Here is a 13,297-nt window from a genome sequence, read left to right on the forward strand (position 1 = left end):
GATGTCAGCGACTCACCGCAATAGCCTGGTTGTTCATGATACGCGGGGTGAGGAAGACCAGCAGCTCGGATTTCTTGTCCTGGACCACATCACGCTTGAACATGCGGCCGAGGAACGGCAGGTCGCCGAGGAAGGGAACCTTGTCGGTCGCCTTGGTCTGGGTGTTGGAGAACACACCGCCGATCACGATGGTCTCGCCATCGCTGACCAGAACCTTGGCATTGACCTCGTTTTTGTTGATCGGCGGTACGCCGTTCAGCGCGTTGGAGAAGTCCGGGGCATCCTTGGTTACCTTGACTTCCATGATGATGCGGTTGTCAGGCGTGATCTGCGGAGTCACTTCAAGGGACAGGGCCGCTTCCTTGAAGGATGTGGTACTGGCACCGCTGGAGCTGGCTTCCTGATAGGGAATCTCGGCGCCCTTAAGGATCTTCGCGGTTTCCTTGTCCGAAGTTACGACCTTCGGCTGGGATACGATCTCGCCGTTGCCGGTCTTCTCCATGGCGGAGAGTTCGAGGTCGAGGATGGTGTTGTCGGTTACGAACCCAATGCCAATGGAGGAAGTAGCACCTGTAGCACCCATATCAACAAAGGTACCGAGAGCCGCGTTGGGGCTGGTGCCACCACCACCGGTACGAGTGCCACCTTCCCCGCCGATGACGAAGTTGTTGTCACCCACACGCGCACCGCGCCAGTTCACACCCAGCGATTTGTCGTAGTCGACGTTCGCCTCGACGATACGAGCCTCGATCATCACCTGACGGACCGGGATATCGAGCTGGGCCACGATGCGGCGCAGTTCGTCCAGCTTGTCCTGGGTCTGGTAGGCGATGATGCTGTTGGTGCGGTCATCCACAGTGATCGAACCACGCTCATCCGACGACTCGTTGCCACTGGTCACGGACTGGAACAGCTTGGCGATATCGGCAGCCTTGGCGTAGTTCACCTGGATCAGCTCACGACGCAGCGGAGCCAACTCGGCGATCTGCTTCTGGGACTCCAGCTCTTGACGCTCACGAGCAGCAATTTCGTCTGCCGGTGCAACCAGCAGCACGTTGCCAACCTTGCGCTTGTCGAGCCCCTTGGTTTTCAGCACCAGGTCCAACGCCTGGTCCCAGGGCACGTTCTGCAGGCGCAGGGTGATGTTGCCCTGCACGGTGTCCGAGGCCACCAGGTTGAGGTCGGTGAAGTCAGCAATCAGCTGAAGCACCGAACGCACATCGATGTCCTGGAAGTTCAAAGAGAGCTTTTCACCCGAGTAGGCAAAACGCTCGGACTTGCGCTTCTCGACATCTTCTTGCGTCAGCGGCTTGATGCTGACAGTCAACTTGTTATCGGTTTGATAGGCCAGGTAATCGTAGAAGCCGGTCGGCTCGATGGTGATGCTGGCGTTACCTGAAGAGCCCGCTGCGCTGACGAACTGAACCGGCGTAGCGAAATCCTTCACATCCAGGCGTACGCGCAACGACTCGGGCAATTGGGTCTTGGCGAAATCAAGGCGAATCTTGCCACCCTGTTCCTGAATATCCGGGCTTACAGTGGGATCGGAAAGCGTGATTACAACATTGCCTTCACCCTGGTCACCGCGCTGAAAATCAATGTTGCTGATGGCCTTGCCTGCCGCAGCAAAAGTCTTGACGGGGGCTGCGGGGGCTGCCGGAGCGGCAACAGGAGAAGTACGGGTCGCTTGCTGCGTGGCACCGCCCGCCTCACCCACCACGACATAGAGATTGTTACCCTCGACACGCGTGCTGTAGGGCACGAGTGTCGCCAGGTTGATAATCATCCGGGTGCGATCCTTGGCCTCGACTATGGTGACGCTCCGCGCGTTGCCCACACCCAGCTCACGATTCTTGCTGCCCAGCTTGTTGGTTACCCCGGGCAGGTCCAAGGCAATACGCGCAGGCTGCTCGATGGTATAGCCCCGAGGCGCGACAACCGGCTCGTCGAAGGCAAGTTTCAGTTCAACCTTACCGCCAGGCAAGGCTGCCACATCGAGACCCTGCAGGTCGGCAGCCAGCAATACTGGCGACAACATGGCGGCCAATAGGGTAAGGCCGAAGCGCGAAAGCGAGCTGTTCATCATCTGGTTCCGTTGTGCAGACCGGTGTTTGTTTTTCATAAGTCACCCCGCCCTTAAGAGCGCTCCTTGAGCGTGAGACTGCGCGGGCGCTCGAGCCAGCCACCCTCGCCATCCGGGACTATCTCTACGACGTCGATCTTGGATTCGTTTATCGCGACGACCTTGCCGTCATTGCGCCCAAGGAAGTCACCCACCCTGATTCGATGCACCCCTCCAGCGCCTCGAACCAGAGCGAACATGCCTCCCTCATTGGAAAGCGTGCCAACCATCTCGAAGGACTCGATGTTGAACCCTTCAAGGAATTGTTTTACCCGCGTCTCATCCGGGTGCACGTCCTTGCTGCCCTTGATTTTGTTCGCCAGGTCGATCTTCACCGGCGGCTGGAACGGGCTGCGCAAGGCGGCTGCGCTGTATGTAAAGGCCTCATAGGGCTGGAACTTCGGGAGCGGTTCGATCGTGCCTTTCGGGCGGGCACGAACTTCATCCATGTAAGCCTGGAGATCGGCGAAATCACCGCCACCTCCGCATCCGGACAGGCTAGCCAGCAGAAGACCACTGAGAATCAGACGGGAGCTGGTACGAATCATTTCTGCAGCCCCTTGTCGTTGTAGCGATAGGTCTTCGCCAGGATACTCATGCGCAACTGCGTGGTGCTTCCAGCATTGGCAGGAGCAATGGTGAAATCATGCAGCGTCACGATGCGGGGAAGGCTTGCAACTCCGCTCACAAAGGTGGCCAGGTCGTGGTACGTCCCCACCACCGATATCTGGATCGGCAGCTCGATATAGAACTGCTGGGCGACTTCCGGAAGGAGCTTGATCTCCTCGAACTCCAACCCGCTTCCAAGACCAGTGCGGGTGATGTCCTCCAGCAAGCCGGGGACTTCGGTATCACTGGGCAGCTGCCGAAGAAGGGCACCAAAGGAAGTTTCCATTTCCTTCATTTGATCTTTATAGGCTTCTAGGTTGGCCGCCTGGAAAGCCTTGGTGGTGAACTGCTGCTTGAGCGTTTCTTCTTCGGCGCGCTGCTGATCGAGCTGAAGTTCCAGATCCTTGAGATGGAAGTTGTAACCCAGCGCAAGGACAGCTGCGATCAGCAAGACGCAAGCGATTACCTTTACCGCCGCCGGCCAGGAACCAACGTTGTTGAAGTCGAGGTCGTTCAGATCGACCTTGCGTAGACTTTCGAGCGAATCAGCCAAGCTCATTTCTTGGCTCCTTCTGCGTCGGCAGCAGGCTGGGTCTGCTGCACGGTCAACTGGAAGACATTTGCCTGGTCGACCGCGCCAGCGGTAATCGCCCGGACCTCGGTAAGGTTCGGAGCGGTCAACCATTCGGAGGCATCGAGATTACGCATCAGGTTGGAAACCCTGTTGTTGGACTCGGCAGCGCCAACGATGGCGATGCTTTGCCCTTTCATCGCTACGTTCGTGAAGAAGACCCCATCCGGCAACGTGCGCACCAACTGGTCGAAAACGCGACCAATGATGGGGCGGTTGCCCTGCAGGTCCTGAATGATCTTCATCCGCTCGAGCAGTTGCTGGCGGCGCGTCTTGAGCTCGCTGATCTCTTTGATCCGAGTGTCCAGCACCGCGATTTCCTTGCGCACGAACTCGTTACGCGCCTGCTGGTTCTCGATCTCGCCGTTCAGGTACTGATCGCCGAGGAAAACCAGGCCGGCCGAGATCACCAGCACACCCGCAAGGGCCACGAGGAATCGCTGTTTGCGTTCCTCGCGCAGCTGCTCCCGCCAGGGGAGTAGGTTGATGCGTGCCATCAGTCGAAACTCCTCATCGCCAGTCCGCAGGCAATCATCAGCGCCGGGGCATCACTGGCCAATGCGCCCGCATTGACCTTGCCACTCAGCGCCATCTCCGCGAAGGGGTTGGCAACCTGGGTAGGAGTGCCGATCTTCTGCTGGATCAAACGATCCAGATCAGGAATGGACGCCGTACCACCCGCCAGGAGGATGTAGTCGACATCGTTGAACTGGCCCGCAGCGAAGAAGAACTGCAGCGAACGAGACACCTGCTGGACCACTGCGTCTTTGAACGGCTGCAACACTTCACTGTCGTAGTCATCCGGAAGACCGCCCTGCTTCTTGGCAAGACCCGCTTCTTCGACGGACAGGCCATAGCGACGCTGGATCTCCTCGGTGAGCTGGCGCCCGCCGAAAAGCTGCTCGCGGCTGTAGATGGTCCGGCCGTTGTGCAGGACGCTCAGGGTGGTCATGGTCGCCCCGATATCCACGACGGCGACCGTCAGTTCGTCACTCCCGTTACCCAGTTGCGCAGCGAGAAGTCCGTAGGCACGTTCCAGCGCATAGGCTTCGACGTCTACGACCTTGGCGGTCAAGCCCGCCAGGGCCAGAGCGGCTTCACGGACCTCGACGTTCTCCTTGCGGCACGCGGCGAGAAGCACATCGACCCGCTCAGGATTGCGCGCGGAAGCACCCTGGACCTCGAAGTCGATTGCGACCTCTTCGAGCGGGTAAGGGATGTACTGGTCCGCCTCGATCTTCAGCTGGTTCTCCAACTCATCGTCGGAAAGCCCGGCATCCATCTCGATCGTCTTGGTGATTACAGCGGAGCCCGCGACCGCTACGGCGACGGACTTCGAACTGGCCTTGGCCTTGCCAAGAACACGGGACAACGCCTGGCCGACCCCCTCCAGTTCGGCGATGTTCTTTTCGACCACAGCATTCGGTGGGAGCGGCTCGACGGCGTAGGCCTCTACCTTGTAGCGGCTTCCCGAGCGACTCAATTCAAGGAGCTTGACTGAAGTCGAGCTTATGTCGATCCCCAGCAGCGTATTCGCTTTCTTGTTGAAGAGCCCTAGCACGACCGATTTCCTATCAGCATCCGAGACTTACGGACGATTTATGTTTTTCCACATTAAATAACAGTCTTGACAGAAGCGCAAATGGCTACCCGGGAAAAAAAACGCATATAATGTGAACAGTTTTTCCCTTTTAAGATCTGCTTCCGCTTAACTCATTCTTTTATCTGGAAATCCAAGAGCCTTGATACGCCTGCTGAAGTTTTTCTGGTGGTCCTGCGTCGCCGTTTTTTGTGGGCTGTTGCTCAGTTTCAGCGGCGCTTACCTCTACCTTAGCCCGACTCTTCCTTCTGTCGATTCCCTGCGCAGCATCCAGCTGCAGATCCCGCTGCGCGTGTACAGCAGCGACGGCAAGCTCATCGCCGAGTTCGGCGAAATGCGCCGTGCGCCCATCCGTTTCGCGGACATACCACCGGAATTCATCCAGGCATTATTGGCTGCGGAGGATGACAACTTCGCCAACCATTATGGCGTCGACCTCACCAGCCTGGTGCGCGCTGCCACGCAATTATTGAAGAGCGGTCATATTCAGAGCGGCGGCAGCACCATCACCATGCAGGTGGCGAAGAACTACTTCCTCACCAGCGAGAGAAGTTTCTCCAGAAAGATCAATGAAATACTTCTCGCCCTGCAGATCGAGCGAGAGCTCAGCAAGGATGAAATCCTCGAGCTCTACGTGAACAAGATCTACCTGGGCAACCGTGCCTACGGCATCGAAGCCGCCGCCCAGGTCTACTATGGAAAGTCCATCCGCGACGTCAGCCTGGCGCAGATGGCGATGATCGCCGGCCTGCCCAAGGCACCTTCGCGCTTCAACCCCCTGGTCAACCCGACCCGCAGCAAGGAGCGTCGCGACTGGATCCTCGGCCGCATGTACAAGCTCGGCCGCATCGACCAGGCCCGCTACGACCAGGCGATAGCCGAGCCGATCGACGCCAGCTACCACGTGCCGACGCCGGAAGTGAACGCCCCCTACGTCGCCGAGATGGCCCGCGCCGAAATGGTCGGCCGCTATGGCAGCGATGCCTACACCGAAGGCTTCCGCGTCACCACCACGGTACCGAGCGACCTGCAGGAAGCAGCCAACAATGCACTGCGCAGCGGCCTGATCGAATACGACCAGCGCCACGGCTACCGAGGCCCGGAATCGCGCTTCCCCGGCATGACCCGCGAGAGCTGGGCCCAGGAGCTGGCCAAGCAGAAGTTCATCGGAGGCCTGGAGCCTGCGATCGTCACTCAGGTAGAAAAGAGCGGCATCCTCGTGCTCACCCGTAGCGGCAAGGAGGAAGCCGTGGGCTGGGACAGCATGAAATGGGCCCGCCCCTTCCTCAACACCAACAGCCTCGGTCCGCGCCCCCAGCAGCCCGCCGATGTCGCACAGGTCGGCGACCTGATCCGCGTCCAGCGCCAGGCGGACGGCACGCTGCTGTTCGTCCAGCAACCGGCGGCGCAAAGCGCCCTGGTATCACTGGACCCGCAGAACGGCGCAATCCGCTCCCTGGTCGGCGGCTTCTCGTTCGAGCAGAGCAACTACAACCGCGCCGTCCAGGCCAAGCGCCAGCCGGGTTCCAGCTTCAAGCCGTTCCTCTACAGCGCAGCACTGGATAACGGCTTCACCGCCGCCAGCCTGGTGAACGACGCCCCGATCGTCTTCGTCGACGAATACCTGGACAAGGTCTGGCGCCCGAAGAACGACAACAACACCTTCCTCGGCCCGATCCGCCTGCGCGAAGCGCTGTACAAGTCGCGCAACTTGGTATCGATCCGCCTGCTCCAGGCGGTGGGCATCGAGTACGCGCTGAACTACATGAGCCGCTTCGGCTTCAACAAGCAGGAGTTGCCGCGCAACCTGTCCCTGGCCCTGGGCACCGCGACCCTGACGCCGATGGAGATCGCCAGCGGCTGGAGCACCTTCGCCAACGGTGGATACAAGATCCAGCCCTACCTGATCGAACGCATCGAGAGCCGCGACGGCAAGGTCATCTTCACCGCCAACCCGCCGACCGTGCCGAAGAACGACGCCCCTGACACGCAGGTCGCCCAGGCCGTCGCCGCGCCGGATACCCGCCTTCCCGGCGCCGAGCAGCAGGAACCCGCAGTCGCCGAGCGCATCGTCGATGCACGTACCACCTACATCCTCACCAGCATGCTGCAGGATGTGATCAAGCGCGGAACCGGCCGGCGCGCCCTGGCCATGGGGCGCGGCGACATAGCCGGCAAGACCGGCACCACCAACGAATCCAAGGACAGCTGGTTCTCCGGTTACAACGCGGACTATGTGACCACCGTCTGGGTCGGCTTCGACCAGCCGGAAAGCCTGGGCCGCCACGAATACGGCGGCACCGTGGCCCTACCCATCTGGATGACCTACATGAGCGCTGCCCTGAAGGACAAGCCGGAGCACGTGCTGCACGAGCCCGAAGGCCTGCTCACCCTGCGCATCGACCCGCTCAGCGGGCGCGCTGCGGCCCCGGGGACGCCCAACGCCTTCTTCGAACTGTTCAAGAGCGAAGATTCGCCGCCGCCCATGAGCGAATTCGATCCGGGCATGAGTGCACCGGGCAGCCCGTTGCCCGCCGACGAGGCTGCCCCCATCGATCTGTTCTGATCGCCTCGACGACAACAAGAAGCCCGCCTCGACAGCGGGCTTTTTGTTGCCCGAAGGAAATCGCGCCCAATAAAAAACCCGCCGTGAGGCGGGTTCTTCATCGACCAGGCCGATCAGCCGTTGAACACGTCTTCCACCGACTTCAGCGGATAGTGTTTCGGGTAGGGCAGGGTCGCGACACCGGACTCGATGGCTGCCTTGGCCACGGCATCGGAAACCACGGTGATCAGGCGCTTGTCCATGGGCTTCGGAATGATGTACTCACGGCCGAACTCGAGGGACGCGACGCCGTATGCATCGCATACATCCTTGGGCACCGGCTCCTTGGCCAGGTCGCGAAGGGCCAGGGCAGCAGCGATCTTCATCTCTTCGTTGATGCGGGTGGCGCGAACGTCCAGGGCACCACGGAAGATGAAGGGGAAGCCCAGCACGTTGTTGACCTGGTTCGGATAGTCCGAGCGGCCGGTGGCCATGATCACGTCATTGCGGGTCGCGTGTGCCAGTTCCGGCTGGATTTCCGGGTCCGGGTTGGAGCAGGCGAAGACGATCGGGTTCGGCGCCATGCGCTTCAGGTCTTCGGCGCTCAGCAGGTTGGCGCCCGACAGGCCGACGAACACGTCCGCGCCATCCAGTGCATCCGACAGGGTGCGCTTGGAGGTTTCGTGGGCGAAGACCGCCTTGTACTGGTTCAGATCATCGCGGCCGGCATGGATGACGCCCTTGCGGTCGATCATGAAGATGTTCTCGACCTTCGCACCCATGCTCACCAGCAGCTTCATGCAGGAGATGGCCGCAGCGCCGGCGCCCAGGCAGACGATCTTGGCTTCCGGCAGGCTCTTGCCGGCGATTTCCAGGGCGTTGAGCATGCCGGCAGCGGTCACGATGGCGGTGCCGTGCTGGTCATCGTGGAAAACCGGGATGTCGCACTGTTCGATCAGGGTGCGCTCGATCTCGAAGCACTCGGGCGCCTTGATGTCTTCAAGGTTGATGCCACCGAAGGTGATGGAGATGCGCTTGACGGTATCGATGAAGGCCTGAGGGCTCTCGGCGTCGACCTCGATGTCGAACACGTCGACACCGGCGAAGCGCTTGAACAGCACGCCCTTGCCCTCCATGACCGGCTTGGAGGCCAGCGGGCCGAGGTTGCCGAGGCCGAGAATCGCGGTGCCATCGGAGATCACTGCCACCAGGTTGCCCTTGCCGGTGTACTTGAAGGCCAGCTCCGGATCGCGGGCGATCTCGCGGACGGGCTCGGCCACACCCGGGCTGTAGGCCAGCGACAGGTCGCGGGCGGTGGCGGTCGGCTTGGTCAGCTCGACGCTGAGTTTCCCGGGACGGGGCTGGGCGTGGTACTCGAGAGCGGCAGTTTTCAGATCAGACATTTTGGCATTCCGCTTTTACTGTTGTGACAGACGGACGGGCGAGGATACGCAAGATACCGGGGGCCTACAAGACTGTTCAGTCACGCCACGTCAAGCCCTCTAACGTACGACTTTAAGCCAATCCCCGGCCTTGGGCTCGCCGATTGGATACAAATTATTGATCAATCGGATACGATTTTCCAGCTCCGCCTGATCCCCTGCCGACCCACTGGCGCGAACGATGCCGGCTACGGTTTCCGCGGCCTTCACCTGGACCAGATGCAACCTCGGCGGCTGTGCCAGGGCCCTCTCCTCGGGCTTGAGGGCACGGAAGCTGTGAATGACGGAAAGGAACCGGGCATCTTCGGTTTCCAGGGATGCCCTGCCCTTCATGCCGGCGATAAACAGATACGCCTGATCCCCTTTGAAGACGACAGCCACACGTCGGGCGGAATTGCCGGGGACCACCGCCGTCACACCGACGATGCCGTCCTGGCTGAAGGTCTCCTCCATCACCAGGCGCTGGCGTCCGGCGCGCTGATGCAGCAACTCGGAGGGCGTCAGCCCCGGTGTGCGCTCCGCCAGCTGCATGGCGATGAAGGCCTGCTCATCACGAGGATGGCCGATCAGCACGTCGGGGCGGTTCACCAGCTCCCAGCCGTCGGGGTAACGCAGGGTGAAGTCCAGTCCGACGTGATAGAACTGCTGCCCCCGGCGGATGCCCGTATCGGCCGAATCACCGAAGGGCATGCCGTCGATGGCCTTCAGGTAAGCCTCGCGATTGACCTCCTGCTGCCCGCCGGCCAGGGCGCGTGCCGGCCCGACCACCTGCTGCAGGCGCGTGTCGTTGTCCGGGTGGGTATCGAAGACGCCGTGATAGCTGCCCGCCTCGGGCACCTCCTGCCCCTTGCGCTTCGCTTCGTCGCGCGCGAATGCCTCCTGGTTCTTCAGCACCTTGACCACCTCGATCATCGCCTGGGGGTCATAGCCACTGCGGGCCAGGTACTGCGCGCCGAGTCCGTCGGCCTGCAGCTCCATGTCGCGGCCATAGCCCCGAACCATCGCGCCACCCAGCACGTTGGTCAGGTCGCCCGCCGCACTGACGCCGGTACCGATGGCGACCGCCTGCCCGAGTATGTTCCAGGCCTGCGACTGGCTCTGCTGCTGCACGCTGTGCCGAGCCGTGACGTGCCCCACCTCGTGTGCCAGCACGGCCGCCAGCTCCGCTTCGGAGTTCAGGTAGGCCATCAGGCCGCGATGTATATAGATGTAGCCACCCGGCAGGGCGAAGGCGTTGATGTCCGGCGAATCGACCACCGTGAAGATGTAGTTGAGGTTGGCACGATGACTGTGCCGCGCCACGCGCTCGCCCACCCGCTGCACATAGGCTTGCAGCCGATCATCGGCGTAGCGGGGGAATTCCTTCTGGATCTGCTGGTTGTAGCGGCTGCCGAGGTCGAGCTCCTGGCTTTCGCTCATCATCACGAAATTGCGATCCCCGGTAGCCGGGTTGACGGCACAGCCGGTGAGAAGGGACAGCAGCAGGCACAACAGCAGAATCGGCAAAGCGGGCATGGATCACCTCGGCGACCGCTCGCGCAACCACTGCGTCCTGCGGGGCTATGCGGCTTTTTACGCCGCCCCGGCTAGCCGGTCAATCGCCATCCCGGACGCGCCAGGACTGAACGCCAGAAACGAAAAAGGCGCCCATTGGGCGCCTTTCTCTGTACAGCTGGAAGGGCTTCGTGGAAGCCTTCCCGGTCACTCGGTCGCTTACTTGGCGCCGAATACACCGAAACGCTGCTTGAAGCGATCGATACGGCCGCCGGTGTCCAGGACCTTCTGCTTGCCGGTGTAGAACGGGTGGCACTCGGAGCACACGTCGAGGCTGATGTTCTTGGCCAGGGTGGAGCGGGTCTTGATGACGTTACCGCAGCTGCAGGTAGCTTCGATCGCTACGTATTCGGGATGGATTTCCGGTTTCATGGCTTGATCCTCAGGTCTGGCGTGCCGCCACCCGACCCTATGTCGAGCACCGCACGGAAACAGGCGCAGGATCATACCAGAGCCGCGCCATCACGCAAGTCGGCTGCCGAGCCCGGCGACGTGCGGCCGTGCTAGGATCGCCCCGCCCGATCGGAGACCCCCGTGCCCAACGCCATCCTGCGCCTTGCCCTGCCCTCGCCCCTGCGCCGCCTGTTCGACTACCGCGCGCCCGCCGGCGTCCCGGCCAGGCAACTGCAGCCCGGCTTGCGCCTGCGCGTGCCCTTCGGCCGCCGCGAGGTGATCGGCGTACTGGTGGAAGTGGCCGAGCATAGCGAGGTGCCGGACGACAAGCTGCGCCCCGCCCTGGAGCTGCTCGACCAGAAGCCCCCGCTGCCCGCCGAGCTGTTCAAGCTCTGCCTGTGGACCGCCCAGTACTACCAGCACAGCCTCGGCGACACCCTCAGCTGGGCGCTGCCCGTGCTGCTGCGCCAGGGCGAGCCCGCCGAAGCCCGCCAGGAGCGTTTCTGGCACGCCAGCGAAGGGGCTCGCGCCGACGATCCGCGCCTGGCCCGCGCGCCGCGCCAGCGCCAGGCGCTGACCACCCTCGCCCAGCACCCCCATGGCGTTGCCCACCAGTTGCTCAGCCAGTTGCAGCTGAACAAGGACAGTCTCGACCTGCTGCTGGAAAAGGGCCTGGTCTACATCGAGACCCGCCGTGGAACGGCCGCGCCGCGCCACGAGCACTGGCTGGCGCAGGCCGAGCTGCCGCTCAACGCCGAGCAGCGCGCCGCCTACGACGCCGTGTTCTCGACCTTCGGCCAGTTCAATGCCTTCCTCCTGGCCGGCGTCACCGGCAGCGGCAAGACCGAGGTCTACCTGCAGCTGATCCGCGAAACCCTCGCCGCCGGCAAGCAGGCCCTGGTGCTGATCCCGGAGATCAACCTCGGCCCGCAGACGCTCGAACGCTTCTCCCGGCGCTTCAACGCCCGCATCGCCCTGCTGCACTCCGCCGTCAACGACCGCGAGCGCCTGGACGCCTGGCTCGCCGCCCGCGACGGCGAGGCCGACATCATCATCGGCACGCGTTCCGCGCTGTTCACGCCGATGAAGAACCCCGGCCTGATCATCATCGACGAAGAACACGACGCCTCCTACAAGCAGCAGGAAGGCCTGCGCTACCACGCCCGCGACCTGGCCCTGGTGCGGGCGCGGCAGGAGAACATCCCCATCCTCCTCGGCTCCGCCACGCCGTCGCTGGAAAGCCTGCAGAACGCCCACGCCGGCCGCTACGGCCTGTTGCGCCTGACCCAGCGCGCCGGCGGTGCCCGCCAGCCGCGCTTCCTGCGCCTGGACATCAAGAGCCGGCCGCTCGACTCCGGCATTTCCGGGCCGCTGCAACAGGCCATCGAGCAGACCCTCAAGGCCGGCCAGCAGGTGCTGGTGTTCCTCAATCGCCGCGGCTTCGCCCCGACCCTGCTGTGCCACGACTGCGGCTGGATCAGCCAGTGCCCGCGCTGCGACGCGCGCATGACCCTGCACCAGCGCTCCGGCGAACTGCGCTGCCACCATTGCGGCCACGCCCAGCGCCAGCCCCGCGCCTGCCCGGACTGCGCCAAGGTCGATCTGCGTCCCGTCGGCGCCGGCACCGAGCGCGCGGAAGAGCGCCTGAACATCCTCTTCCCAGACGTCCCCGTGCTGCGCATCGATCGCGACAGCACCGCGCGCAAGGACGCCATGAACAAGCTCTTCGCCACCATCAACAAGGGCGAACCCTGCATCCTCGTGGGCACCCAGATGCTCGCCAAGGGGCACCACTTCCCCCGCGTCACCCTGGTCGCGATCCTCGATGCGGACGGCGGTCTGTTCTCCGCCGACTTCCGCGCCAGCGAGCGCATGGCCCAGCTCATCGTGCAGGTGGCGGGCCGCGCGGGCCGGGCGGAAGAGCCGGGCCGGGTGATCATCCAGACCCACCTCGCCGACCACCCGCTGCTGGTGCAGCTCACCGAAGAGGGCTACTTCGCCTTCGCCGAGCAGGCTCTCTCCGAGCGCCGCGCGGCCGGCCTGCCGCCCTTCGCCCACCTGGCCCTGCTGCGCGCCGAGGCGCACAAGCCGGGGCAGGCCGAGGAATTTCTCGATGCCGCCTGCGCCGAAGCGGAACATTTGCTCGCAGAACAGGGTCTGTCCGGCATCGAGTTGCTCGGCCCGGTGCCTGCCCCCATGGAGCGCCGCGCCGGCAAGCACCGCGCGCAATTGCTGATCCAGGCCAACGCCCGCGCGAGCCTGCACCGCCTGCTGACGCCCTGGAGCCTGACCCTGGAGCAACTGCCCGGCGGGCGCACCGTGCGCTGGTCACTGGATATCGACCCGATCGACCTTTTCTAGCGACGGGTCGCGCCCCAGGGCCTCCAACAGGGGGGTTCCA

The 13,297-nt window shown here is 62.9% G+C and carries 10 protein-coding genes; 2 read left to right on the forward strand and 8 right to left on the reverse strand.

Going from position 1 to position 13,297, the window contains the following annotated elements:
* Window positions 1–4 precede the first annotated feature (4 nt).
* From HSX14_RS28165 to HSX14_RS28185, 5 genes are read right to left on the reverse strand one after another with little or no spacing between them, the layout of a single operon-like run.
* Complete coding sequence (locus tag HSX14_RS28165) at window positions 5–2,083, reverse strand: type IV pilus secretin PilQ (protein ID WP_173171172.1); 2,079 nt, start codon at window positions 2,081–2,083, stop codon at window positions 5–7.
* A gap of 53 nt (window positions 2,084–2,136) precedes the next feature.
* Complete coding sequence (gene pilP / locus HSX14_RS28170) at window positions 2,137–2,670, reverse strand: type 4a pilus biogenesis lipoprotein PilP (RefSeq protein WP_173171170.1); 534 nt, start codon at window positions 2,668–2,670, stop codon at window positions 2,137–2,139.
* The gene (pilO, locus tag HSX14_RS28175; protein WP_173171168.1) at window positions 2,667–3,290 is read right to left on the reverse strand and encodes a type 4a pilus biogenesis protein PilO; all 624 of its coding nucleotides are present in this window, start codon (window positions 3,288–3,290) and stop codon (window positions 2,667–2,669) included. Before pilO ends, pilP begins: the two co-directional genes overlap by 4 nt.
* Window positions 3,287–3,859 carry a PilN domain-containing protein gene (locus HSX14_RS28180; RefSeq protein WP_173171166.1) on the reverse strand — a complete coding sequence of 191 codons (573 nt, stop codon included), beginning with the start codon at window positions 3,857–3,859 and terminating at the stop codon, window positions 3,287–3,289. Before HSX14_RS28180 ends, pilO begins: the two co-directional genes overlap by 4 nt.
* Window positions 3,859–4,923, reverse strand: coding sequence for a pilus assembly protein PilM (locus HSX14_RS28185; protein WP_173171164.1), 1,065 nt, complete (start codon window positions 4,921–4,923; stop codon window positions 3,859–3,861). The genes HSX14_RS28180 and HSX14_RS28185 overlap by 1 nt, the downstream gene beginning before the upstream one ends.
* 184 nt (window positions 4,924–5,107) lie before the next feature.
* On the opposite strand from HSX14_RS28185, the gene HSX14_RS28190 reads away from it, so the two are divergent.
* On the forward strand, window positions 5,108–7,528 hold the full coding sequence (locus HSX14_RS28190; RefSeq protein WP_173171700.1) for a penicillin-binding protein 1A: 2,421 nt from the start codon (window positions 5,108–5,110) through the stop codon (window positions 7,526–7,528).
* Window positions 7,529–7,641: 113 nt separating this feature from the next.
* Here the strand turns inward: HSX14_RS28190 and HSX14_RS28195 are convergent, their stop codons facing one another.
* From HSX14_RS28195 to rpmE, 3 genes are all read right to left on the reverse strand, one after another.
* Window positions 7,642–8,910: a malic enzyme-like NAD(P)-binding protein gene (locus HSX14_RS28195; protein ID WP_173171162.1), complete on the reverse strand. Its 1,269-nt coding sequence runs from the start codon at window positions 8,908–8,910 to the stop codon at window positions 7,642–7,644.
* 99 nt (window positions 8,911–9,009) lie between these two features.
* Window positions 9,010–10,464, reverse strand: a complete 1,455-nt coding sequence (locus HSX14_RS28200) for a M48 family metalloprotease (RefSeq protein ID WP_173171160.1) — start codon at window positions 10,462–10,464, stop codon at window positions 9,010–9,012.
* A gap of 198 nt (window positions 10,465–10,662) precedes the next feature.
* Window positions 10,663–10,875: a 50S ribosomal protein L31 gene (rpmE, locus tag HSX14_RS28205; RefSeq protein ID WP_111262825.1), complete on the reverse strand. Its 213-nt coding sequence runs from the start codon at window positions 10,873–10,875 to the stop codon at window positions 10,663–10,665.
* A gap of 162 nt (window positions 10,876–11,037) precedes the next feature.
* Between rpmE and HSX14_RS28210 the strand changes: the two genes are divergently transcribed.
* Window positions 11,038–13,257 carry a primosomal protein N' gene (locus HSX14_RS28210; RefSeq protein WP_173171158.1) on the forward strand — a complete coding sequence of 740 codons (2,220 nt, stop codon included), beginning with the start codon at window positions 11,038–11,040 and terminating at the stop codon, window positions 13,255–13,257.
* The last annotated feature ends 40 nt before the right edge of the window (window positions 13,258–13,297 follow it).

The organism is Pseudomonas tohonis (assembly GCF_012767755.2).
In the GTDB taxonomy this organism is placed as follows: Bacteria; Pseudomonadota; Gammaproteobacteria; order Pseudomonadales; family Pseudomonadaceae; genus Metapseudomonas; species Metapseudomonas tohonis.

Bases quoted from the DNA above. Each gene is read 5' to 3' on its own strand.
- HSX14_RS28165 (WP_173171172.1), bottom strand. From the start codon at position 2,083: ATGAACAGCTCGCTTTCGCGCTTCGGCCTTACCCTATTGGCCGCCATG.
- pilP (WP_173171170.1), bottom strand. From the start codon at position 2,670: ATGATTCGTACCAGCTCCCGTCTGATTCTCAGTGGTCTTCTGCTGGCT.
- pilO (WP_173171168.1), bottom strand. From the start codon at position 3,290: ATGAGCTTGGCTGATTCGCTCGAAAGTCTACGCAAGGTCGATCTGAAC.
- HSX14_RS28180 (WP_173171166.1), bottom strand. From the start codon at position 3,859: ATGGCACGCATCAACCTACTCCCCTGGCGGGAGCAGCTGCGCGAGGAA.
- HSX14_RS28195 (WP_173171162.1), bottom strand. From the start codon at position 8,910: ATGTCTGATCTGAAAACTGCCGCTCTCGAGTACCACGCCCAGCCCCGT.
- HSX14_RS28200 (WP_173171160.1), bottom strand. From the start codon at position 10,464: ATGCCCGCTTTGCCGATTCTGCTGTTGTGCCTGCTGCTGTCCCTTCTC.
- rpmE (WP_111262825.1), bottom strand. From the start codon at position 10,875: ATGAAACCGGAAATCCATCCCGAATACGTAGCGATCGAAGCTACCTGC.